Annotated in this window: 22 protein-coding genes and 1 pseudogene; 12 read left to right on the forward strand and 11 right to left on the reverse strand. The window is 73.3% G+C overall.

Going from position 1 to position 22528, the window contains the following annotated elements; genetic code table 11:
• Window positions 1-1155: pseudogene (gene solA / locus ABD106_RS07690) on the reverse strand (N-methyl-L-tryptophan oxidase); the annotation flags it as partial.
• A 170-nt stretch (window positions 1156-1325) separates the two neighbouring features.
• Here solA and ABD106_RS07695 point away from each other — a divergent pair.
• From ABD106_RS07695 to ABD106_RS07710, 4 genes are all read left to right on the forward strand, one after another.
• Window positions 1326-2504, forward strand: a complete 1179-nt coding sequence (locus ABD106_RS07695) for an LLM class flavin-dependent oxidoreductase (protein WP_343919421.1) — start codon at window positions 1326-1328, stop codon at window positions 2502-2504.
• Window positions 2501-3118, forward strand: a complete 618-nt coding sequence (locus ABD106_RS07700) for a CE1759 family FMN reductase (protein ID WP_343919039.1) — start codon at window positions 2501-2503, stop codon at window positions 3116-3118. The genes ABD106_RS07695 and ABD106_RS07700 overlap by 4 nt, the downstream gene beginning before the upstream one ends.
• Entirely contained in the window at window positions 3115-3585 is a 471-nt protein-coding gene (locus tag ABD106_RS07705) for a MarR family winged helix-turn-helix transcriptional regulator (protein WP_343919041.1), read from the forward strand. The genes ABD106_RS07700 and ABD106_RS07705 overlap by 4 nt, the downstream gene beginning before the upstream one ends.
• Before the next feature lie 91 nt (window positions 3586-3676).
• Complete coding sequence (locus ABD106_RS07710) at window positions 3677-4795, forward strand: phosphotransferase (RefSeq protein ID WP_343919043.1); 1119 nt, start codon at window positions 3677-3679, stop codon at window positions 4793-4795.
• Window positions 4796-4856: 61 nt separating this feature from the next.
• Here ABD106_RS07710 and ABD106_RS07715 read toward each other — a convergent pair whose 3' ends face one another.
• Both ABD106_RS07715 and ABD106_RS07720 read right to left on the reverse strand, forming a co-directional pair.
• Window positions 4857-5519, reverse strand: coding sequence for a response regulator transcription factor (locus ABD106_RS07715; RefSeq protein WP_343919045.1), 663 nt, complete (start codon window positions 5517-5519; stop codon window positions 4857-4859).
• A complete protein-coding gene (locus tag ABD106_RS07720; protein ID WP_343919046.1) occupies window positions 5504-7087 on the reverse strand; it encodes a sensor histidine kinase in 1584 nt (527 codons plus the stop codon). The genes ABD106_RS07715 and ABD106_RS07720 overlap by 16 nt, the downstream gene beginning before the upstream one ends.
• Before the next feature lie 95 nt (window positions 7088-7182).
• Here ABD106_RS07720 and ABD106_RS07725 point away from each other — a divergent pair, with 95 nt between their 5' ends.
• The 4 genes from ABD106_RS07725 (at window position 7183) to ABD106_RS07740 (ending at window position 10614) form a co-directional block, all read left to right on the forward strand.
• On the forward strand, window positions 7183-8418 hold the full coding sequence (locus ABD106_RS07725) for a phosphotransferase family protein (RefSeq protein ID WP_343919048.1): 1236 nt from the start codon (window positions 7183-7185) through the stop codon (window positions 8416-8418).
• A gap of 56 nt (window positions 8419-8474) precedes the next feature.
• Window positions 8475-8822 carry a hypothetical protein gene (locus tag ABD106_RS07730; RefSeq protein WP_343919050.1) on the forward strand — a complete coding sequence of 116 codons (348 nt, stop codon included), beginning with the start codon at window positions 8475-8477 and terminating at the stop codon, window positions 8820-8822.
• Window positions 8823-8932: 110 nt separating this feature from the next.
• Window positions 8933-9352: a MarR family winged helix-turn-helix transcriptional regulator gene (locus tag ABD106_RS07735; protein WP_343919052.1), complete on the forward strand. Its 420-nt coding sequence runs from the start codon at window positions 8933-8935 to the stop codon at window positions 9350-9352.
• Between the two features lie 11 nt (window positions 9353-9363).
• Window positions 9364-10614, forward strand: coding sequence for an MFS transporter (locus ABD106_RS07740; RefSeq protein ID WP_343919054.1), 1251 nt, complete (start codon window positions 9364-9366; stop codon window positions 10612-10614).
• Between the two features lie 121 nt (window positions 10615-10735).
• Here ABD106_RS07740 and ABD106_RS07745 read toward each other — a convergent pair whose 3' ends face one another.
• The 3 genes from ABD106_RS07745 to ABD106_RS07755 all read right to left on the reverse strand — a co-directional run bounded on the left by ABD106_RS07745 (window position 10736) and on the right by ABD106_RS07755 (window position 14255).
• The gene (locus ABD106_RS07745) at window positions 10736-11632 is read right to left on the reverse strand and encodes a cytochrome b/b6 domain-containing protein (protein ID WP_343919056.1); all 897 of its coding nucleotides are present in this window, start codon (window positions 11630-11632) and stop codon (window positions 10736-10738) included.
• 869 nt (window positions 11633-12501) lie between these two features.
• Window positions 12502-13467 carry an electron transfer flavoprotein subunit alpha/FixB family protein gene (locus ABD106_RS07750; protein WP_343919058.1) on the reverse strand — a complete coding sequence of 322 codons (966 nt, stop codon included), beginning with the start codon at window positions 13465-13467 and terminating at the stop codon, window positions 12502-12504.
• Entirely contained in the window at window positions 13464-14255 is a 792-nt protein-coding gene (locus ABD106_RS07755; RefSeq protein WP_343919060.1) for an electron transfer flavoprotein subunit beta/FixA family protein, read from the reverse strand. The genes ABD106_RS07750 and ABD106_RS07755 overlap by 4 nt, the downstream gene beginning before the upstream one ends.
• 63 nt (window positions 14256-14318) lie before the next feature.
• Between ABD106_RS07755 and ABD106_RS07760 the strand changes: the two genes are divergently transcribed.
• Window positions 14319-14852, forward strand: a complete 534-nt coding sequence (locus ABD106_RS07760) for a MarR family winged helix-turn-helix transcriptional regulator (protein WP_343919062.1) — start codon at window positions 14319-14321, stop codon at window positions 14850-14852.
• 39 nt (window positions 14853-14891) lie between these two features.
• On the opposite strand, the gene ABD106_RS07765 is transcribed toward ABD106_RS07760, so the two are convergent.
• Complete coding sequence (locus ABD106_RS07765; protein WP_343919064.1) at window positions 14892-16073, reverse strand: acyl-CoA dehydrogenase family protein; 1182 nt, start codon at window positions 16071-16073, stop codon at window positions 14892-14894.
• A 171-nt stretch (window positions 16074-16244) separates the two neighbouring features.
• Here ABD106_RS07765 and ABD106_RS07770 point away from each other — a divergent pair, with 171 nt between their 5' ends.
• Genes ABD106_RS07770 through ctlX form a run of 3 tightly spaced genes read left to right on the forward strand, consistent with a single transcriptional unit; the run spans window position 16245 to window position 19683 of the window.
• Entirely contained in the window at window positions 16245-17405 is a 1161-nt protein-coding gene (locus tag ABD106_RS07770) for an acyl-CoA dehydrogenase family protein (protein ID WP_343919066.1), read from the forward strand.
• Between the two features lie 49 nt (window positions 17406-17454).
• Window positions 17455-18636 carry a thiolase family protein gene (locus tag ABD106_RS07775; protein WP_343919068.1) on the forward strand — a complete coding sequence of 394 codons (1182 nt, stop codon included), beginning with the start codon at window positions 17455-17457 and terminating at the stop codon, window positions 18634-18636.
• 45 nt (window positions 18637-18681) lie between these two features.
• Complete coding sequence (gene ctlX, locus ABD106_RS07780; RefSeq protein ID WP_343919070.1) at window positions 18682-19683, forward strand: citrulline utilization hydrolase CtlX; 1002 nt, start codon at window positions 18682-18684, stop codon at window positions 19681-19683.
• Window positions 19684-19703: 20 nt separating this feature from the next.
• On the opposite strand, the gene ABD106_RS07785 is transcribed toward ctlX, so the two are convergent.
• The 4 genes from ABD106_RS07785 to ABD106_RS07800 all read right to left on the reverse strand — a co-directional run bounded on the left by ABD106_RS07785 (window position 19704) and on the right by ABD106_RS07800 (window position 22523).
• Complete coding sequence (locus ABD106_RS07785; protein ID WP_343919072.1) at window positions 19704-20279, reverse strand: cysteine hydrolase family protein; 576 nt, start codon at window positions 20277-20279, stop codon at window positions 19704-19706.
• Window positions 20280-20393: 114 nt separating this feature from the next.
• On the reverse strand, window positions 20394-21470 hold the full coding sequence (locus ABD106_RS07790; protein ID WP_343919074.1) for an NAD-dependent epimerase/dehydratase family protein: 1077 nt from the start codon (window positions 21468-21470) through the stop codon (window positions 20394-20396).
• 1 nt (window position 21471) lies between these two features.
• Window positions 21472-21903: a PaaI family thioesterase gene (locus ABD106_RS07795; protein WP_343919076.1), complete on the reverse strand. Its 432-nt coding sequence runs from the start codon at window positions 21901-21903 to the stop codon at window positions 21472-21474.
• A complete protein-coding gene (locus ABD106_RS07800; protein WP_343919078.1) occupies window positions 21900-22523 on the reverse strand; it encodes an enoyl-CoA hydratase/isomerase family protein in 624 nt (207 codons plus the stop codon). Before ABD106_RS07800 ends, ABD106_RS07795 begins: the two co-directional genes overlap by 4 nt.
• Window positions 22524-22528 lie beyond the last annotated feature (5 nt).

Consider the following 22528-nt stretch of genomic DNA (forward strand, 5'->3'; position numbering starts at 1 on the left):
GGGGTCGAGGAAGGCGGCGTCGGTGAAGGGGGCCTCGTCGGCCGCGAGCTGCGCGGCGAGCTCGCCGAGCGCCGCCGCGTGCTTGAACGAGTGGCCCGAGCAGCCGCCGGCGACGATGACGCGGGCGGATGCATCCGTCGGTCCGACGACGAACTGGCCGTCGGGCGTGTGCGCCATGGTGCAGGTCGTGAGGTCGGCGGGCTCGGGGTCGAGGTCGGCGAAGGCGGCGTCGACGAGCTCGCTGATGCGGTCGGTCTCGCCCGCGTGGATCTCGCGATCGATCGCGTCGGGATCGGCGTCGTCGAACGGCCCGTCGAACTCCGGGCCCACCTTCGCCAGGTCGCCCGGCAGCGCGCCGTGGCCCCAGATCCACTCCGCGGTGCCGGGCACGCTGCGGATGAAGACGGGGATGCGGTCGATGGATGCGTCGTGCCCATCGCGCGCGCCGAACCAGCTCATCACCACGCGGTGCGGCCGCACCGGCACGTCGACGAGCTGCGACAGCCACGGCCCGGCGGCGACGACGACGCGCCGCGCGCGCACGTCGCCCCGCTCGAGCCGCACCGTGACGGCCGCGTAGCCCGCATCGCCGACGTCGTCGACCTCGATCGCGAGCACCCGCTCGCCCGTGCGGATCTCGGCGCCCGCCGCGCGCGCCGCGTCGACGGCCGCGACGATCGCGGCCTCGGGCCGCAGCACGCCCGCCTCGGGATCCCACAGGCCCACGTCGCCGGGATCGAGCCGAGCCAGCGCGGGCAGCCGCTCGGCGATCGCCGCGGCGTCGAGCCGCTCGACGGGGAGGTCGTGCTCTCGTGCCGCCGCGAGGGTGCCCTCGATGATGCGGGAGCCGGGCTGCCCGATCATGATGCCGCCGGTCTCGAGCAGCAGCTCCTCGCCGCTCAGCGCCTCGAGCTCGCGCCACAGCGCGCGGGCGCGGCGGGCGATGGGCGTGAGGCCGGGGTGCTCGAGGCACGCGACGCGGAAGAGCCGCGAGCGGCCGTGCGATCCGCCCCATGCGTGCCCCGGCTCGTGCTGATCGACGGCGACGACGTCGAGCCCGCGCGCCGCGAGCCTCCACGCCGCGCTCGACCCGATCGCGCCCAGCCCGACGACCACGACGTCGGCGACCCGCTCGCCCACCGCATCCACTCGCATCCCCCGCCCCTCGTTCTCAACGTCGCCGGTGGTCACTCGACCCGCATATGCACCCGAACTACCACCCGCGACGTTGAGAGGCAACGGGAATAGACTTGCAGAATCGAAGGTTGTGGATGTCGTTCAACTTTGAATAGATAGCCGGAGACGGAAGGGACACCATGAGCAGCATGCAGTTCGGCATCTTCTCGGTGAGCGACATCACCCAGGACCCCACGACGGGACGCACCCCGACCGAGCACGAGCGCATCAAGGGCTGGATCGCCATGGCGCAGAAGGCGGAGGAGGTCGGCCTCGACGTCTTCGCCGCGGGCGAGCACCACAACCCGCCGTTCTTCTCCTCCTCCCCCACCACGATCCTCGGCCACATCGCCGCCAAGACCGAGCGCCTCATCCTCTCGACCGCGACGACGCTCATCACGACGAACGACCCGGTGAAGATCGCCGAGGACTTCGCGATGCTGCAGCACCTCGCCGATGGCCGCGTCGACCTCACGCTGGGTCGCGGCAACACCGGCCCCGTCTACCCGTGGTTCGGCAAGGACATCCGTGACGGCATCGAGCTCGCGATCGAGAACTACGCGCTGCTGCGCAAGCTCTGGACCGAGCCGGTCGTCAACTGGCAGGGCAAGCACCGCACGCCGCTCACCGGCTACACCTCGACGCCCGCGCCGCTCGACGGCGTGGCTCCGTTCGTCTGGCACGGCTCGATCCGCTCGCCGCAGATCGCCGAGCAGGCCGCGTACTACGGCGACGGCTTCTTCCACAACAACATCTTCTGGAACAAGGAGCACACGCAGCGCATGGTGCGCCTGTACCGCTCGCGCTTCGCGCACTACGGCCACGGCGAGCCCGAGCAGGCGATCGTGGGCCTCGGCGGCCAGATCTTCATGAAGTCGACCGAGCGCGAGGCCAAGGAGCGCTTCCGCCCGTTCTTCGACGTCGCGCCGGTCTACGGCCACGGCCCGTCGCTCGAGGAGTTCACCGAGGCGACGCCGCTCACCGTCGGCACGCCCGAGCAGGTCATCGAGCGCACGCTGTCGTTCCGCGACTACGCCGGGGACTACCAGCGGCAGATGTTCCTCGTCGACCACGCCGGGCTGCCGCTCGAGGAGGTGCTCGAGCAGATCGAGATCCTCGGCACGGAGGTCGTGCCGGTGCTGCGCCGCGAGTTCGACGCGGTGCGCCAGGCGGGCGTGCCGGATGCGCCGACGCACGCCGCGCGCGTCGCCGCGGCCCGCGAGGCGGGCACGCAGCTCGGCGAGCAGGGCAACGCGTGGCAGCAGCAGAGCGCTCGCGACGACCTCGACACCGGCGCCTCGATCGCCCGCCAGGGGGCCGAGGCATGACCTCGCCACGCATCGCGGTCGTGTCGGCCGGCCTCGGCGATCCGTCGACGACGAAGCTGCTCGCCGACCGGCTGCGCGACGCGACGCTCGCGGCGCTCGCGGGCCACGGCCAGCACACCGAGGCGGTCGACGTCGTGCTGCGGCCGCTCGCGCAGGACATCGCTGCGCACATGCTCACGCACAACCCGTCCGACGCGCTCGCGGCGGCCATCCGCGAGGTCGTCGACGCCGAGGCGATCATCGCGGTGACGCCCACGTTCAACATGTCGTACTCGGGCCTCTTCAAGTCGTTCTTCGACGTGATCGAGGAGGGCCAGCTCGCCTCCATCCCGACGGCGCTCGGCGCGACCGGCGGCTCGGCGCGGCACTCGATGGTGATGGACACCGCGATGCGCCCGATGTTCACCTACCTCAAGGCGCAGGTCGTGCCGACGGGCGTCTTCGCCGCGAGCGAGGACTGGGGCACGGGCGCCGGGCTCGACCGCCGCATCGAGCGCGCGGGCAAGGAGCTCGCCGACCTCATGGTCGCGCTGCCCAGGCGCCGCGAGGCCGACCCGTTCGACGAGTCGGGCGACGCGTTCCTGTCGTTCGAGCAGATGCTGGGGCACGCGTGAGCGCCGGGGGGCTCGCGCCGCGCGCCTGGCGCTCCTACTTCGAGGGCTCCCGGCTGCTCGAGAGCGAGCTCGAGCGCCGCCTGAAGGCCTCGAGCGGCATCGATCTCGGCGACTTCAACGTGCTGCTCGTGCTCTCGGAGGCCGACGGCCTGCGGATGCGCATGGGCGACCTCGCGCGCACGCTCGCGTTCGCGCCCGGCCGGCTCACGTACCGCATCGCGGCGCTCGAGAAGGAGGGGCTCGTCGTGCGCGAGGCGAGCGCCGTCGACCGGCGCGGCACCGATGCGGTGCTGACGGATGCGGGTCGCCGGCGGCTGCGCAAGGCGCGGCCCGAGCATGCTCGGCACGTCGAGGAGCTCTTCCTCGGTGGCCTCGACACCGAGGCGCTCGAGGTGCTCGACCGGGTGTTCACCCCGCTGCGGACGCGGCTGCTCGACCGCCGCGCAGAGGCTCCGGCGGACGAGTAGCGCTCGCGCCCGAGGGCGCAGGGCACGGATGTTTGCTCCCGCGGCACGAGTTTCTCGGCGTGCCCCCACTCGATGCTGGGACGATGGACGCGTGCTGGAGCAGCGGCTGCTGGAGAAGGCGATCGGCGAGGCCGGTCGGCTCATCGCCGTCGAGCCCTTCGGCGAGGGCAGCATCGCGCGCTTCGGCATCGAGGGCGGCGAGCACGCGGGCGACTGGTTCGTCGACAGCTCGCGGCAGCACGTGGCGCACGAGACGGGATTCGTGATCCGCTCCCGCGAGGGCGTCACCGTGGCGCGCATCTGGAAGCATCCGCTCGACCCCCGCCTGCCGGCGCTGCGCACCGCGCTCGACCCGCAGCGGCTCGCGAGGATCTCGGCCGCCGCGGGCAGCGACGGGCCGATCGACGCGCGCGTGCTCGCCTACCGCCCCGGGCGGCGGGCGGTCGTGCGGCTCACGCAGCACGACGTGCACCTGTTCATCAAGGTCGTGCGCCCCGGCGAGGCGGAGGACCTCGCGGCGATCCACGGCGCGTGCCGCGCGGCCGGCGTGCCGGCGCCCGAGGTCGTGCACTGGACGCCCGCCGGCGTCGTGGTCGTGCGCGACGCGACCGGGGCACCGGGCCCGGTGGCCGCGAGCCGCATGCCCGTGGGGGAGCTGCTCGACGCGGTCGACGACCTGCGCGAACACCTGCTGATGGTGCGCACGCGGCGCATCGCGCGCGCATCCGTCGGGTCCCGCGTCGACTGGCACCTCGATCGGCTCGCCGCCGACCTGCCGGGCCGCGCCGACGACGTGCGGGCGCTGCTGCCGGCCCTCGTGCCGCACCTGCGCCGCGTGGGACCCCCGCGCGTCGTCCACGGCGACCTGCACATCGGGCAGCTCTTCTTCGCCGACGGGGCGGTCTCGAGCGTCATCGACGTCGACACCGCGGGGCTCGGCGATCCCGCCGACGACGCCGCCGCGTTCGTGGGGCACGCGATGGCGAGCGCTGCGCGCAACGAGGTCGCCGGCCGCACGGCGGACGCCGCGCTGCTGCAGGGCATCGCCGACGAGGCCGCCGATCGCTGGCTGCGCGAGCCGCACGCCGCGGCGCTGACGGCGCTGCACCTGGTCGGCCACGGCATCCGCGCCGTCGACCGCTCCCCCGAGGCGACCGACCTGCTGCTCGACCGTGCCCGCCGGGTGGCGGGCGTGCGCGCGCTGCGCTGACGCCGCCCGCCCCGCGTTCGCGTTCACGACCTCAGCGATCGCGCTTCCCGTGCGGCGGCCATCAGTCGAGGCGGTAGCCCATGCCCCGCACCGTCTCGATGCGGTCGGCGCCCAGCTTGTTGCGCAGGTAGCGGATGTAGACGTCGACGACGTTCGAGCCGGGATCGAAGTCGTAGCCCCAGACGCGGCTGAGCAGCTGCTCGCGGGAGAGCACCTGGCCGGCGTGGCGCACGAGCTCCTCGGCGAGCGCGAACTCGCGGCCCGAGAGGTCGACCTCGCGCCCGTCGATCCGCGCGCGGCGGGTGCGGATGTCGAGCTCGAGCCCTCGGTGCGAGAGCTCCGAGGCGACCGCGGCTCCCGAGGCGGCCGACGCCATCCGCAGCCGCACGCGCGCGAGCAGCTCGTCGAACCGGAACGGCTTCGCCATGTAGTCGTCGGCGCCACCCTCGAGGCCCGCGACGGTGTCGCTGCCGCCGCCGCGCGCCGTGAGGATGATGACGGGCATCGTCGAGCCCGAGCCTCGCAGCTGCGAGAGCACCTCGAAGCCGTCCATGCCGGGCAGCCCGATGTCGAGCACGAGCAGGTCGAACTCGTCGGTGAGCGCGAGGTCGAGCGCCTCTGGCCCCGTGGGCGCGACGCGCGTCGTGTAGCCGGCCGCGGTCAGGCCCTTCTCGACGAACGCGGCGATGCGCGCCTCGTCCTCGGCGATCAGGATCGATGCCACTGCTGCTCCTCGATGGGTGGCCGGTCGGCGGATGCGTCGTCGGCGGATTGCCGGTCGGCGGATGCGTCGTCGGCGGCCGGTCGGTCGGACGCCGGTCGGTCGCTGGGCGGGCTGGTGCGTGCCGCGTCCCGCTCGACCTCGGCGCTCGAGCGCGGCACGATCGCGCCCGGGAGGGTGAGGATGAACTCCGACCCGGCCCCCGCATCCGCGACCCATGCCCTGCCGCCGTGCGTCTCGGCGATGAGCGCGACGATCGCGAGGCCGAGCCCCGAGCCGCCGTCGCCGCGGCCGCCGGCGGCGCCCCGCCGGAAGCGCTCGAAGATGACGGCCTTGAGGTCGTCCGGCACGCCGGGACCGCGATCGCGCACGAACAGCTCGAGGTCGGTGCCGCGCACGCGCGAGCCGATCGCGAACGGCCCCCGCGCGTGCCGCACCGCGTTCGCGGCGAGCTGCAGCATCGCCTGCGTGATGCGGTCCGGATCGAGCCGGGCGACCACGGGGGTCGCCTCGACGTGCGGGTCGAGGTCGGCGCCCTCGATCGCTTGCCCCTTCACCGCGATCTGCTCGACGAGCGCTGCCACGTCGGTCTCGCGCACCGCGAAGGCCGCGGGGTCGCGCAGTCGCGCGGCGGCCCGCAGGTCGTCGACGAGCCGCGCCATCCGGTCGAGCTCGTCGATCGCGAGCTCACGCGTCTCGATCACGTCGGCGGGGCTCTCGGGGTCGACGAGCTCGAGGTGGCCGCGCACGATCGTGATGGGCGTCTTGAGCTCGTGCCCGACGTCCTGCAGCAGCTGCCGCTGGCTGTCGAGCGAGCGGCCGAGCCGGTCGAGCATGCCGTTGACGGTCGAGGCGAGCTGCGAGACGTCGTCCTTGCCGGTCACCGGCACGCGCTCCGACAGGTTCGACGCCGACGAGCGCTCCGCCACCTCGCGCATGTCGCGGATCGGGCGCAGCAGTCGGCCGGAGACGAGCAGGCCGATGCCGAACGTGGCGGCCGTCGCGACGAGCGCCGTGACGATGAAGACCTGCGCGGCGCCGTCGAGCTCGGCGAGCTCCGCGCCCACGTCGTAGCCGGTGACGAACACGGCTCGGGGCGCCTCGCCCGTCGGTTCGCCGATCGCGACCGGCGCCGCGAGGTAGCGGATGCTGCGCCCCTCGTCGACGTAGGTGCCGAGCACGACCTCGCCCGCCCGCGTCTCGTCGACGACGCGATCGACGAACCCCGGCAGCCGCTCGAGCTGCACGTCGGGCTGGATGCCCGGCCGCCAGGCCGCCGCTCCGTCGACGATGCCGAGGCTGCCGGTGTTGTCGTCCGGCGCGAGCCGCTGCACGATCGCACGGATCGCGTCGTCGCTCGAGTCCCACTGCTGCTCGGCGACGATGAAGCGCACCGAGTCGAGCGCCGCGCCGAGGTTGGCGTCGACCTGCTCGAGCACGCGCACCCGGTCGACGAGGTAGGCGACGCCGCCTGCCGCGATGACCGACACGAGCGACAGCAGCGTCAGCAGCCCGACGATCCGCGAGCGCACCGTCCAGGTGCGGAGTCGGGATCGCGGGGCATCGGGCACGCCTCCATGCAACCACTCGGTGCGACGCGATGGCAGGAGTGTGAGAGAAGCCTCACGTGGCCCCGCCGCCCGCCGGGATCTGGTGGGATCGAGTCGTGGAGCTTACCGATGACACCGCTGCCCGGATGAGCGACGAGGAGCGGCTGCTGCGCGACGCGCTCGGCGCCGACCTCGTCGGCTCGCTTCGCGTGCTGAGCCGCGAGCCCTCCGGGCACGGGGCGCTCACCGGCTTCGAGGAGGCGGGTGCGACGCCGCGCTACTGGTACGTCGACACGTCGGGCAAGCGGGTCGAGGTCGAGACCGGTCTCGTGCTCGGCGACCCGGCGCATCCCGAAGCGCGCATCTGGCTGCACCCGGCCGACCCGTGGCTGCCCGCGCTCGCGCCGGCCTCGTTCCCCGACGCCGCCGCGACGCTCATGGCGCGCATGGGCGTCGCGATCGACCGACGCCCCGAGCTGCTCGTCTACCGACCGTGCAAGCGCGCCATGTTCCGGATGCGCGCGGGCGACCGCGACACCTACCTCAAGATCGTGCGCCCCGCGTCGTCCGCCGCGATCGTGCAGCTGCAGGAGTCGCTGCGGGCCGGCGGCGTGCCCGTGCCGCCGATCACCGGCTGGTCGGAGCTCGGCATCGTGCTCACCGAGACGGCTGACGGCGTGCCGCTCACGTCGCGCCTCGACGCGCTCGACCCCGAGCGGCTGCTCGACTCGATCGAGGCGCTGCGCGAGCGGATGGGCGGGGTCGACACCGGGCGCGACGCCCGGCACTCGCTCGCCTCCCGCACGCCCTGGTACCTCGATCGCATGCGAGCGGCGCTCGACCGCGCCGGGGCCGCCGGCGACGACGCGAGCGCCGTGCGCGCCGCGCTCGCGACGCTCGAGCGCGCGCTCGACGCGACCGACGCATCCGCCGTCGACGACGCCGAGCGGCGCACCGTGCACGGCGACCTGCACGTCGGGCAGCTCTTCGTCGCCGAGGACGACGCGAGCCGCATCTCGGGCGTCATCGACATCGACACCGCGGGGCTCGGCGACCCGGCCGACGACGAGGCGGCCCTCCTCGGCCACCTGGTCGCCTCGATCGCGCTCGCGCGGGCCCACGCCGAGCGCGCGGCGGGCTTCCGGCGACTCCTCGATGCTGGGGTCGCGCGATGGCTCGCGCCGTCGCGGCCCAGCCGCGCGCGGGTCGCCCACCGCACCGCCGTGCACGTGCTCGCCCACGCGCTCGCGCCGACGGAGCGCGGCGACCTCGAGACGGCCGCGGTCGAGCTCGCGCTCGGCGCCGAGATCCTCGGACGCAGCGAGATGCCGAGCGTCGCGCCGCGCACATGAGAGAGCTCTCATCCGGCCCTCCTCGCGCGCTCACGGGCGACGCCGAGGCTGGATCCATGCAGCGCAACCAGTGGATCATCGCCGGCACTGCCGGCGTGCTCGGCATGGGCGCCCTCGCCATCGGCGCCGTGAGCCTCGCGAGCGCGATGACGGTGCAGGATGCGTCGGGACGCCCCATCGCGGGCGTCGAGGTGCGCGGCGAGGCCGCCGGCGACCCGGTGGGCGATGCGCCCGGCTCGACGCTGGGCAAGGCGATCGACCTCGGCGGGATCGTCGCGCCGTCGCCGACCGATGCGCCGACGGAGGTCCCGGCACCCGCGCCCGCGGAGGTGGAGCAGCCGGCACCGGCGCCGGTCGCGCCGGCCGGCTCCGTCTCCGCGCACTCCGCCGGCTCGGCCGGCTGACACTGAGGGCCGCCTCGGCAGCGGCCCGACCTCCCGCTCGGCACGCGGATTCGTCGGAGGCGAACGCGCTCAGCCTGGCCTGCAGGCATATCGTGAGGTAGACTAACGATATGCCTGCCATCGCCCTTGCCGACTCCCTCCGCGTGGCGCTCGTGCGCATGGGGCGCCGGATGCGCCGCGAGCGGGTCGACGAGAACCTGTCGCTCCACCACCTCTCCGCGCTCGGCGCGATGCAGCAGCTCGAGGAGCCCACGCTCGCGCGCATCGCCGCGGCCGAGTGCGTGAAGCCGCCCAGCATGGTGAAGACCCTGCAGCACCTCGAGTCGCTCGGCTACGTCGAGCGCAGCGATCACCCGAGCGACGGCCGCATGGTGATCTTCCGCATCAGCGGCAAGGGCGAGGAGATGATCGCCGAGACGCGCGAGCGCCGCAATCGTGCGCTCGCGGACGCCATCGAGCAGCTCGACGCCGACGAGCGCGCGACGCTCGAGCGGGCCGTGCCCATCATCGAACGGCTCGCCGAGCAATGATGTTCCGGTCCTTGCGGCTCTTCAACTACCGCACCTGGTTCACCGGCGCCCTCATCTCGAACATCGGTGCGTGGATGCAGTCCACGGCGCTGTCGTGGACGGTGCTGACCGTGCTCACGAACAACGACGCCACCGCGGTGGGCATCAACATGGCCCTGCAGTTCGGGCCGCAGCTGCTGCTCGTGCCGATCTCCGGGCTCATCGCCGACAAGTACGACCGGCGCAAGGTGCTGCTCGTGACGCAATCGGCGATGGGCGTGCTCGCGCTCATCCTCGGTGTCGTGGTGACGACGGGCATCGTCGAGCTGTGGCACGTGCAGATGTTCGCGCTCGCGTTCGGCATCGTGCAGGCCTTCGACGCGCCCGCGCGCCAGGCCTTCGTGTCGGAGCTCGTCGGCCAGGACGACATCGCCAACGCCGTCGCCCTCAACTCGGCCTCGTTCCACGGCGCTCGCCTCGTCGGCCCCGCCGTCGCCGGCCTGCTCATCGCGCTCGTCGCGCCTGGCCCGGTCTTCCTCATCAACGCGCTCACCTTCACGGCGATGCTCGTGGCGCTGCTGCGCATCCGCACGCGCGAGCTGCAGCCGAGCCCGCGCGGCGCGAAGGGCTTCGGCGACATCGTGCAGGGCTTCCGCTACGTGCGGAAGCGCGGCGACCTGCTCATCGTCTTCACGATGGCGTTCATCCTCGGCACGTTCGGGCTCAACTTCCCGATCTACATCTCGACGATGACGAGCGTCGAGTACCAGGCCGACGCGAGCACGTTCGGCATCCTCTCCTCCGCCATGGCGATCGGATCGGTGACGGGCGCGCTGCTCGCCGCCCGCTCGGAGCGGCCCCGCTGGACGTACATCATCGGTGGCCTCGGCCTCTTCGTGCTCGCGTGCGTCTTCGCCTCGCTCGCACCGCACATCATCGTCTTCGGCGTCGCCCTCGCGGTGGCGGGCTTCACGGCGCAGCTGTTCATGACGAACGCGAACTCGATGGTGCAGCTCACGAGCGCGCCCGAGATGCGCGGTCGCGTGATGGCGCTCTACGGCGCCGTCTTCATGGGCGGCACGCCGATCGGTGCGCCGATCGTCGGGTGGGTCGCCGACATGTTCGGGCCCCGCTCGGGCCTGCTCGTCGCGGCCATGACGTGCCTCCTCGCCTTCGCGCTCGGCGCCATCTGGTGGGCGCGGGCGCGTCGCAGCGACCGGATGACCCGCACGGGCACGCTCACGCTGCCGCCGCCGACGGAGCAGGTCGACGTCGTGAAGTAGCGGGCCTTCCCGCCGATCCGCGCAAGGGCTGGTCTCGACACGCTCAGCGCGCTGCGCGCGCGGAGCGGCTCGACCGGCAGCGGGGCGCGCTGCGCGCGCGGAGCGGCTCGACCCGCGTGGGTCAGCGCGACGAGACCGTGCCGAAGCGCTGCGCGATCGGCACGAGCAGCGACGGCCGGGCGGCGAACCACGCGGCGGCGATCACGAGCAGCGAGCCGGCGAAGAGCGCGAAGCCGAGCCAGTCATCCGCCTCCCGCGACGCGTACATGTGGTTGAGGTTGCGGAGCGCCCCCGTGGTCATGACGAGCAGCACGTGCGTGACGATGAACACGACGAAGTAGAGCATCACCGGGAAGTGCACCGCCCGCGCCCACTCGACGGGGAACGACCGGTCGAGGCCGGCGCGGCCCTGCGGCCACCAGCGGCTCATGCGGAGCCCCGTGATGATGGCGAGCGGCGCCGCGACGAAGACCGTCACGAAATAGGCGAGCTGCTGCAGCGCGTTGTAGCTCACCCAGCCGTGCTCGGTCGGCCAGTCGAGGGATGCGTACTGCAGCCCCGCGGAGACGGCGTGCGGGAAGACCTCGAGGCTCGTCGGCACGATGCGCATCCACTGACCGGTCGCGAAGAGCAGCACGACGAAGACGAGGCCGTTGACGACCCAGAGCACGTCGAGGCTCGTGTGCAGCCACACCGAGAGCGAGGTCTTCTTGCCGCCGCGCTTCGGGGTCCAGTACGCGTCGGGCTTGCGCTCGTACCGCACCTGCAGGCCCGACCGGATGATCAGCACGATGAGCAGCGCGTTGAAGAAGTGCGACCAGTTCAGCCACGGCGGCAGGCCGACGGGCGCTCCCTCGGGCAGCGCGTAGGTGCCCGAGTGCTGCTGCATGAACGCGGCGACGGGCTCGAGCCCGACGAACCAGCGCGCGATCGCGACGATGATGGTCGCGGCGCCGATGATCGCGAGCGAGACGAGCACGCCGGTCGCGATCCACTGGCGCGGCGTGACCGGGCGCATCGAGGGCTCAGCCGGGGCCGCGGATGCCGTGGGCCGCTTCGCTGCGGCAGTCGGCTTCGCTGCGGCGGCCGGCTTCGCTGCGGCGGAGGGGGCCGGGGCGGCAGTCGGCTGCGAGGCCGCAGCAGGCTCCCGAGGCGCAACGGGCTGGGGAGCGGCAGCGGGTGTCGGAGCGGCAGCGGGCTCCGCGGCGGCGACAGGCTCGGCGACGGGGACCGCCTGCGACGCGAGCGGTGCGGGAGCGGCCGCTGGCGTCTCGGCCGGCCGGCTCTCCTCCAGCGCTCGGGCAGCGGCGGGACGAGGCGCCTCGGCACCGCTCGAACGAGCGGGTGCCGTTCCGTGCGGTGGCCACGGCTCGCCGCCGCGCACGCGCGGGAGGCCGCGGCGGATCGCTTCGGCAGAGGCATCGACCGCGAGACCCTGCTCGGACGCTGCAGGTTCCGATGCCGGAGCGACCACGTCGGTCGCGGCAGCGGCAGCGGGCTGCCGCGACGGCACGGCCACGGCCGGCGCTGCGGTCGCTTCGGCACGCACCTCCGGCTCGGGTGCCGCGGCCAGCGCGGGCGCTCCTCCGGCGGGCGGCCAGGGATCACCTCCGGCGACGCGCGGCAGTCCGCGGCGGATGGTCGCGCCGCCCATCGCGGACGGGGCCTCGGCTCGAGCCTGCGGCGTCGCGGCCGGTGCCGAGCTCGTCCCGGGCGGCTCCTCGACAACGGCCGGGGCGGTCTCGGCGGCGATCGCCGTGCTGACGGGCGCCGGCTCCGCGGCGACCGACGCCTCGGCAGGCGCGAGCGCCGTGCCCTCCGGCGGCCACGGCTCTCCGCCGGGCACGCGCGGGAGCCCGCGCCGCACCACCACCGCGCCCGCCACCGTCAGCCCTTCCGCGCCTCGAGCGCGGCGACGAGCTGCGGCACGATCGTGAAGAGGTCGCCCACGACGCCGAGGTCGGCGATCTCGAAGATGGGGGCAGACCCATCCCGATCGATCGCGACGATCGTCTTGGCCGTCTGCATGCCTGCGCGGTGCTGGATCGCGCCCGAGATGCCGACCGCGAGGTAGAGGTCGGGCGAGACCGACGTGCCGGTCTGGCCGACCTGCGCACCCGGCTCGACGTAGCCCGCATCGACGGCCGCGCGCGAGGCACCGACCGCCGCGCCGAGCTGGTCGGCGAGCTGCTCGATGAGCGCGAACTGCTCCTTCGACCCGAGGCCACGGCCGCCCGCGACGATGCGCTTCGCGATGCGCAGGTCGGGCCGGCTCGACTCCTGCGCCACCGGCTCGAAGCTCTCGACGGTCGCCGCGCGGCGACCGGATGCCTGCACGTCGAGCGCCTGGACGTCGGGGGTCGCCGCCTCGGCGCGGTCATCGATCGAGCCGAGCCGCACGGTCGCGACGAGCGTGCCGAAGGTCGCTGCCGACTCGGAGTCGTAGGCTCCGCCGTAGACGGAGTGGCGCACGACGACGCCCTGCTCGTCGCGCGCGACGCCGACGATGTCGGAGGCGATGGGCGCGCGCAGGCGGGCGGCGAGCCGCCCGGCAGCCTCTCGTCCCTCGACGGTCGCCGGCACGAGCACGAGCTCCGGCTCCACGAGGCGGACGGCAGCCTCGAACGCGTCGGTGGCGGGCGCGCCGAGCTCGGTGCCGTCGACGACGGCCGTGTGCACGCGCGCGGCACCGAACGATGCGGCCTGCTCCGCGAGCGCGGGCAGCGCATCCGTCGGCCCGGTCACGACCGCGATGGGCGTGCCGACCGCGGCGGCGGCGCCGAGCGCCTCTGCAGCGCCGGCGATGAGCCCGCCCGCCGGGGCGGCGGGCAGCAGCACGAGGATGGGGTTCACGCGAGCCTCCGCTCGGCCAGGAAGGCCGCGATGCGCTCGCCCGCGTCGCCCTCGTCGGTGATGATCGTGCCGGCGGCGCGCGGCGGGCGCTCGGTCACCGCGGTCATGATCGAGCGCGGCGCCGCCGTCTCGTCGAGCGCGGCGCCGACCTCGTCGAGCGGCAGGTCGTCGAGCGTCAGCTGCTCGACGGGCTTCTTCTTGGCGTTCATGATGCCGCGCAGCGCCGGGAAGCGCGGGTCGGGCAGCTTCTCGGTGACCGAGACGACCGCGGGGAGCGATGCGTGGACGACCATCGACCCGCCGTCGGTCGCGCGGATGCCGCGCACCGCATCCGCCGTGATCTCGAGCGACTCGAGCCGCGTGATGCCGGGGGCGTCGAGCAGCTCGGCGAGCATCGCGGCCATGACGCCGCCGTTGCCGTCGGTGGATGCGTCGCCAGTGACGACGAGGTCGAAGCCGGTCCTGCGCAGCGCCGCGGCGAGCACCTCGGCGGTGCGCACGTAGTCGGCGCCCGCGAGCCGCTCGTCGGTGATGTGCACGGCCGAGGCCGCGCCCATCGCGAGTCCCTTGCGGAGCGCCGCCTGCGCGTCGCCGGGTGCCATCGAGAGCACGACCACCTCGGCGTCGCCGGCCTGCTCGGCGTGCTTGATCGCGGCCTCGAGGGCGCGCTCGCCGATCTCGTCGATGACCGTCTCGCTCGCGGCGCGATCGGCGAGCCCCGTCTCGAGGTCGAGCACGCGTTGCCCGTAGGTGTCGGGCACGGGCTTCAAGAGCACGACGATCTTCATCGAACAGTTCCCTTCGTGGTGGGCCGTTGAGCCCACGCTACGGTGAATCTCGAGGAGGACGCGATGCCGCACAGGCCGATGCCCATGGATCCGATCGCCGAGGCCCGCCGGCAGTGGATCGAGCACGGGTGGACCGACGCCGTTCCGGGCATGACGCTCGTGACGTCGGTGAACCGCGCGCAGCAGCTGCTGGTGGCGCCGGTCGAGGCGACGCTGCGGCCCTTCTCGCTGTCGTTCGCGCGCTTCGAGCTGCTGCGGCTGCTCGCCTTCACGCGCGACGGTCGGCTGCCGATGCAGTCGGCGGTGAAGCGGCTGCAGGTGCACTCGACGAGCGTGACGAGCACGGTCGACCGGCTCGTGCGCGACGGGCTCGTGACGCGCGAGCAGCACCCGACCGACGGTCGAGCGACCGTGCTGGCGATCACCGACGCGGGGCGCGAGCTCGTCGAGCGGGCCACGGTCGCGCTCAACGAGCAGGCGTTCACGGGCGTCGCGCTCGACGAGGACGACGCGGCGGAGCTCGTGCGGCTCATCGCGCGGCTGCGGAAGCGCGCGGGCGACTTCGACGACCCCCGACCGGTGGCCGAGCAGCTGTAGCGCCGCGCCTCGGGTCCGAGGGCACGCGTTCGTGCCGGCTCACCGGGCGCCGAGCAGCGAGCGGCCGACGATCATGCGCATCATCTCGTTCGTGCCCTCGAGGATGCGGTGCACGCGCAGGTCGCGCACGACGCGCTCGATGCCGTACTCGTGCAGGTAGCCGTACCCGCCGTGCAGCTGCAGCGCCTCATCGGCGACCCGGAAGGCGGCATCGGTGGCGAAGCGCTTCGCCATGGCGCACGCGACGGGCGCGTCGGCCGCTCGGCTGTCGAGCTTCCCCGCGGCCTGCTCGAGCAGCGCCCGGGCAGCCTGCAGCTCGGTCTCCATGTCGGCGAGCTGGAACATCACGTGCTGGCGGCTGGAGAGCGGGGCGCCGAACGTGGCGCGGTCGCCGACGTAGGCGATCGTGCGCTCGAGCGCGAACTGCGCGCCGCCGATCGAGCACGCGGCGATGCCCAGGCGCCCGCCGTTGAGGCCGCGCATGGCGATGCCGAAGCCATCGCCCTCCTCGCCGAGACGATTGCCCGCAGGAACGCGCACGCCGTCGAGGATGACCTGGCGCGTGGGCTGCGCGTGCCACCCCATCTTGCGCTCGTCGGGCCCGAACGAGAGTCCCTGCGCTCCGGCCGGCACGATGAACGCGCTGATGCCGCGCGAGCCCTCGTCGGAGGTGCGCGCCATGACGATGTAGACGGCGGAGGCCCCGGCACCCGAGATGAACTGCTTCGTGCCGGTGAGCACGTAGTCGTCGCCGTCGCGCACGGCCCTCGTCGCGAGCGCCGCCGCGTCGGAGCCGGCGCCGGGCTCGGTGAGGCAGTAGCTCGCGAGGTGCTCCATCGAGCACAGCGTCGGCAGCCACTCGCGACGCTGCTCTGCCGTGCCGAACTCGTCGATCATCCAGGCGACCATGTTGTGGATCGAGACGTAGGCGGCGACGGCGATGTCGCCGCGCGCGAGCTCCTCGTAGATCGCGCACGCGTCGAGGCGGGCGAGCCCCGACCCGCCGACGTCGTCCCGCACCACGATGCCGCCGAGCCCGAGCGAGCCGGCCTCCCGCAGCGTCTCGATCGGGAACTCGTGGTCGGCGTCACGCTGGTTCGCGAAGGGCGCGAGCCGAGCGTCGGCGAAGTCGCGCACCGCTGCGACGAGTGCCGCGCGATCCTCGGCGCTGATGCCGGGAGCGCTCGCCTCGGTCGGGTGGATCAGGCTGGCGGTGCTCACGCACGACCTCCTCGTCGATGCTTGCCTGTCCATCGAGTTCGATGGACATCCACATATCTACCATCCTTGCGGCGCGCCCCGCCAGACGGTTGAGGCACAGCGGATGCGGTCGCTAGGTTCAGGGGCGAGGGTGCCGACGGCGGCGCCGCGACGGCACCGAGGTAGGTCACGATGCGCTCCAGCTTCTACGACGACGAGCACGACGCGTTCCGCGAGAGCGTGCGCGAGTTCACCGCCCGACACATCACCCCCCACTACGCGGAGTGGGAGGAGGCGGGGATGATCGGCGACGAGCTCTACCCGCTCATGGGCGAGGCCGGGCTGATCGGCATCGCGGTGCCGGAGTCGCACGGCGGCATGGGCGTCGACGACTACCGCTTCCGCATGGTGATCAGCGAGGAGTTCGCGCGCGGCGGCGCGACGTCGGTGAACGCGACGCTCGGTGTGCACGACGACATCGTGCTGCCCTACCTCATGGACCTCGGCACGCCGGAGCAGCTCGAGCGCTGGCTGCCGCCGATGGCGGCGGGCACGTCGATCGGCGCGATCGGGATGACCGAGCCCGGCGCGGGCAGCGACCTGCAGGGCATCCACTCGAACGCCGTGCGCGACGGCGACGACTGGATCCTCAACGGCTCGAAGACGTTCATCACGAACGGCTTCCACGCCGACAAGGTGCTCGTCTTCGCCCGCACCGATCCGGCAGCGGGCTCGCGCGGGTTCACGCTCTTCCTCGTCGAGGACGGCATGGCGGGCTTCGAGCGCGGCCGCAAGCTCAAGAAGCTCGGCCTGCACTCGCAGGACACGGCCGAGCTGTTCTTCAAGGACGTGCGCATCCCGGCCGCGAACGTCGTCGGCGAGCCCGGGCAGGGCCTCGTCTACCTCATGCAGCGGCTGCCTCGCGAGCGGCTGTCGATCGCGTGCGGTGCGCTCGCGTCGGCGGAGGCCGCCTACCACTGGGGCCGCGAGTACGTCTTCCAGCGCCAGGCGTTCGGCGGCCCGATCGGCGACCTCCCGACGGTGCGGTTCACGCTCGCCGAGCTCGAGACCGAGCTCGACGTCACGCGCGCCTACGTCGAGCGCTGCATCCTCGCGCTCGACGAGGGCCACCTGTCGACGGTCGACGCGTCGAAGGCGAAGTGGTGGGCGACGGAGCTCGAGCAGCGCGTCATCACGCGCAGCCTGCAGCTGCACGGCGGCTACGGCTTCATGGAGGAGTTCCCCATCGCGCGGGCGTTCCGCGACTCGCGCGTGCAGACGATCTACGGCGGCACGACCGAGATCATGAAGGAGATCATCGCCCGCGACATCGCCAAGCGCTCGAAGGCGTAGGGCAACGAGTGGCATCCGGCCCGAGCGGCCGATCGAGCAAGGGAGCAGCATGCGTGAGGCCGTGATCGTCGACGTCGTCCGCACCGGGTCGGGCAAGGGCAAGCCGGGCGGTGCGCTCTTCGACGTGCACCCGGTCGACCTGCTCGCGAGCGTGCTCGAGCAGCTCGTCGCCCGCACGGGCATCGATCCGTCGATCGTCGACGACGTGATCGGCGGATGCGTGCAGCAGGTCGGAGAGCAGTCGGGCAACGTGACCCGCAACGCGCTGCTCGCGGCAGGGTTCCCCGAGCACGTGCCCGGCACGTCGATCGACCGACAGTGCGGCTCGAGCCAGCAAGCGGCCACCTTCGCCGCGCAGGCGATCATGGCCGGCTCGCAGGACGTCGTGATCGCGTGCGGCGTCGAGTCGATGAGCCGGCTCCCGCTCGGCACCGCGGCGATCGATCGCGACATCCACGGCTCGAGGCTCGCCGAGCGCTACCCCGAGGGCCTCGTGCACCAGGGCATCTCGGCCGAGCTCATCGCCGCGAAGTGGGGCTTCAGCCGCGCCGAGCTCGACGACTTCTCGGCCCGCTCGCACGAGCTCGCCGCCGCGGCGACTCGCGATGGCCGCTTCGAGCAGGAGGTCGTGCCGATCGCGACCGCAACCGGCGAGCACCGAATCGACGAGACAGTGCGCGCGACGACGACGCGCGATGGGCTCGCGGGCCTGCACCCGTCGTTCGAGCACCCCCGATACGCCGAGCGCTTCCCCGAGATCGAGTGGTGCATCACACCCGGCAACTCCTCGCCGCTCACCGACGGCGCCTCGGCCGCGCTCATCATGTCGAGGGAGAAGGCAGATGCGTTGGGCCTCCGACCCCGAGCCCGCTTCGTCGCGTTCTCGGTCGTCGGCGACGATCCGATCATGATGCTCACCGGCCCGATCCCGGCGACGGCGAAGGTGCTCGACCGGGCGGGCATGCGGATCGACGAGATCGACGCCTTCGAGGTCAACGAGGCGTTCGCATCCGTACCGCTCGCGTGGCTGCGCGAGACGGGAGCGCCGCTCGAGCGGCTCAACCCCCGCGGTGGCGCGATCGCGCTCGGCCACGCGCTCGGCTCCTCCGGCACGCGGCTGCTGACCACGCTCGTGCACGAGCTCGAGTCGAGCGGGGGTCGCTTCGGGCTGCAGACGATGTGCGAGGGCGCGGGCATGGCGAACGCGACGATCATCGAGCGCCTCGACTGACGCGTCGGCGCGAGACGGCGCGCGGCGGGCGCTACATTCGGCGATGTGAGCAACGTCGCCCCCTCCGCCGTCATCCTCGTGCGCTCGCGCCGGTTCCGCGTGAACCCCGCGACCGCCGCCGACAACGCGTTCCAGGCCGACCCGCCGGCGGTCGATCCCGCGGCGCTGTCGGCGCAGGCGACGCGCGAGATGGACGCCGTCGCCGGCGCGCTCCGCGCGGCGGGCGTGACGGTGCACGTGTTCGACGATGACGACCCCACACGCCCCGACAGCGTCTTCCCCAACAACTGGATCTCGACGCATCCGGGCGGCATGGTCGGGGTCTTCCCGATGTTCGCGCCCAACCGCCGGCACGAGCGCCGCGGCGACGTGCTCGAGATGCTGAAGGCGCACTACCGCGTGCAGACGATCGTCGACTACTCGGGACTCGAGGCCGACGGCATCTTCCTCGAGGGCACGGGCGCGATGGTGATCGACCACGACTCGCGCGTCGCCTACATGGCGCGCAGCCACCGCGCCGACCAGGTCGCGCTCGAGCGCTTCTGCGCCGACTTCGCGTACGAGCCGATGGCGTTCGACGCGATCGACTCGGGCGGCCTGCCGGTCTACCACACCAACGTGCTCGGGTGGATCGGCACCCGCATGGCGATGTTCGCGCTCGAGATGGTGCCGGATGCGTCGCGTCGCGAAGCGCTCCGCGAGCGCCTGTCGGTGCACGGCCGGGAGGTCGTCGAGCTCACCGAGGCACAGGTGGGCGAGTTCGCGGGCAACGCGATCGAGCTCACCGGTTGGCACGCCGACGGCAGCCCCCGGCCGATCGTGGCGATGTCGGGGCGCGCCTGGCGGTCGCTGCGCGACGACCAGGTGGCCGCGATCGAGCGCTCGGCCGAGATCGTCGCGGTCGACATCCCGACGCTCGAGCTCTCGGGCGGCTCGGTGCGCTGCATGGTCGCCGGCATCCACCTCGACCCTCGGCCCGGCGTCAAGCCCGGGCACGCGGCGGCCGATGACGCCATGGCCGCCGAGGGGACCCCCTCGATCGGCTGAGCCGACCGGTCGAGGCGTGCCTACGCGAAGCCGGGCACAGCAGCGGGCTCGGTCGACAGCACCTCGGCGATCGTCGTGATCGTCGCGAACCTGCCCGAGAGCGCCGCCGCCGTGCGCGTGATGACCTCGTCGGCGGTCAGCTCGCCCGAGCCGTCGTGCAGGGCGAGCGGATGCGTCGCGGTCGCGTCGAGCACGACCTCGACCCGGTAGCCGAGGTCGCTCGCGAGCCGCGCGGTCGTCTCGACGCACTGCTCGGTGCGGATGCCCGCGAGGCGCACCGCGCGGACGTCGCGGCGCTCGAGCTGCTCCTCCAGGTCGGTCGTCGTGAACGCGTTGTGGACGCGCTTGACGAGCACGGGCTCATCGGCGGCCGGCTCGAGACCGTCGATGAGGCGCACGGCACCCGACTCGGGGTCGAACGCGCCGCCCGAGCCGGGTTCGGCGTGCAGCACCCACAGCACGGGCTCACCGGCCGCGCGCGCGTGCTCGACGAGCCGCGCGACGTCGGCCGCGATGCCGGGGTTCGAGATGCGATCCCACTGGGGCTGCTGGCGGAACGATTCCTGCACGTCGATGACGAGGAGCGCGGTGGTCATGCTCAGAGTGTGCGCGCTCGTCCGCCGGCCCCGCGAGCGGCACGACTGCCGGTCTCGCACAAGATGGCGCCACGCGGGGTGCGAGATGCCCCGTCGCGGGGCTGCACCGAGCGCTCAGCCGGGGATGATCCGTCGCTCGACCAGCACCCGGAACCAGCGCCGGAACGACAGCTCGGTGTCGCGGACGCCGTGGAAGCCGGCCTCGTGCAGCTTCACCGTGCTCAGCAGCGCCGGTGGCGGCGGCGCCTTGGCACCCGCGGCGAACTGGAAGTCGGCGTAGAGGTGCGAGCGGCCGAGCAGCTCGGGGAGCGCGAGCGGGCGCAGGCCGCGCCTCGCCACGATCTCCTCCCAGAGCGCCGTCCGGCGCAGCAGGTACTCCGAGATCCGGAACCGCTCGTCGGGTCCCGCCTCGACGCCGAGCTCCTCGGCGAACGCCGGCCACAGGTCCCGCCACTGGAACACCTCGCCGTTGGAGATGTTGAAGTGCTCATCGCGGGCCTCGGCGGCGCGCGACGCCCACACGAGCGCTTGCGCGAGCACCTCGGTGTCGACCGCCTCGGCGACGTACGACGGCCCGCCCGGGTAGGTGAACGGCAGTCCCTCCGCCGCTCGGATGGCCGCGTAGGCGCCGATCACCGGCACGAGGTTCATGGCGACGCCGTAGGTGGGGCCGACGATGAGCGGCGGCCGGAAGATGGTCCAGGCGAACCCCGACCGCTCGCCCTCCTCGCGGACGTAGTCCTCCTGCAACCAATAGAAGTTCTCGTGCGCGTCGCGCGGCTCGCGCTCCCTCGCCGGCACGCGGATCGGGTGCAGGTGCGCGCCGTACGCCTTCGTGCCCTGCAGCAGGCTCACGTGCGCGAGGGAGCCGGAGGCGATGAGCGGCTCGAGCGCGCTGCGGATCATCCGCAGGTTCGTCTCCATCTGCTCGCGATCGCGCCAGCCCCGCACGAGGTCGGGCTGCTCGTGGACTGCGGCGTAGACGACGTGCGTGATGTCGCCGCGCCCGCCGATCGCCTCGCGGACGCCGTCGCCGTCGAGCAGGTCGAGCGGGAGGTGCTCCGGCTCGCCGCCGCCGAGCAGCTCGGGCGCCCGCCGCGAGACGGCGACGACGCGCTCGCCCGCCGCGAGGAACGCGTCGACGGCGGCGGCCCCGACGAGTCCGCTCGCGCCGAAGATGGCGACCGTCATCTCACTCCTCCTCGAGCGTCACGATCGCCTTCACGACCTGGGCCGTCGCGATGAGCTTGTCGCCGATGCCGACCTCGCTGCGCAGGAAGGCGGTCGCCCTCCCCCGTCGCAGGATCTGCGCTCGGGCCCACACGGCCGAGCCGAGGGGCGCCGGGCGCAGGTAGGAGATCGAGAGGGAGTTGGTCAGCACGACCTCGTCGTCGCCGAGCTCGGGGAAGATCGCATAGGCGGCGGCCACGTCGAGGGCGGTCGCGACCATCCCGCCGTGCAGCATCCCGGAGTTGTTGGCGATCTTCGGGTCGACCGTGAGCTCGAGGCCCCGCGACGGGTCGGCGGGATCGGCCTCGCGCAGGCCCATGTAGCCGTGCAGCGGCGTCGCCATCAGCACCTCGAGCCGATGGTCCTGGCGCTGCGGCCGGAGCCGGGCGCTCACGGCGCCTCCCCCGCGGCCGAGAGCGCGAGCCACGCGTCGTACTGCAGCTCCTCGGTGAGCGCCGGGACGAGCCCGGCGATCGCGGCTCGCTTGACCGCGGCCGCTCCGGGAGTCACGAGGGTGTCGGCGAGCCGCTCCGCGTCCGCGGAGCCCAGCTCCGCCGATGCGAACGAGAGAGCGGATGCCTCCTCGCCGGTCATCGGGACGCCCGTGTAGACGAGGTGGTCGGCCCGCGCGCGACCGAGCAGGCGCACGAGCAGGCGGTAGGCGCCGGTCTCGAGCGCGGATCCCGGCTCGGTGACCCGGAACGCGGCGTCGGCTGCGACGAGCCGCACGTCGGCCGCCGCGGCGAGCGCGAGGCCGAAGCCGGTCGCCTCCCCCGCGACCGCCGCCACCACCGGCGCGGGATGCGCGACGACGGCGAGGAGCAGCGAGTGGAAGTCCCGGTGCGCGGCGCGCGCGTCACCCGGCTGCCGCTCGTGCTGCCACGACCCGGGCCCGCCCGCGATCACGAGCGCGCCGCCGGCTCTGCCCGCATCCTTGAGCGCAGCCCGCAGCCCCCGGCGGGCGTCGGCATCGAGGGCCCAGCCGCCGAGCTCCTCCAGCGCGATCGCGTGCATGCTCG

The organism is Agrococcus citreus (genome assembly GCF_039527715.1).
Lineage (GTDB): Bacteria > Actinomycetota > Actinomycetes > Actinomycetales > Microbacteriaceae > Agrococcus > Agrococcus citreus.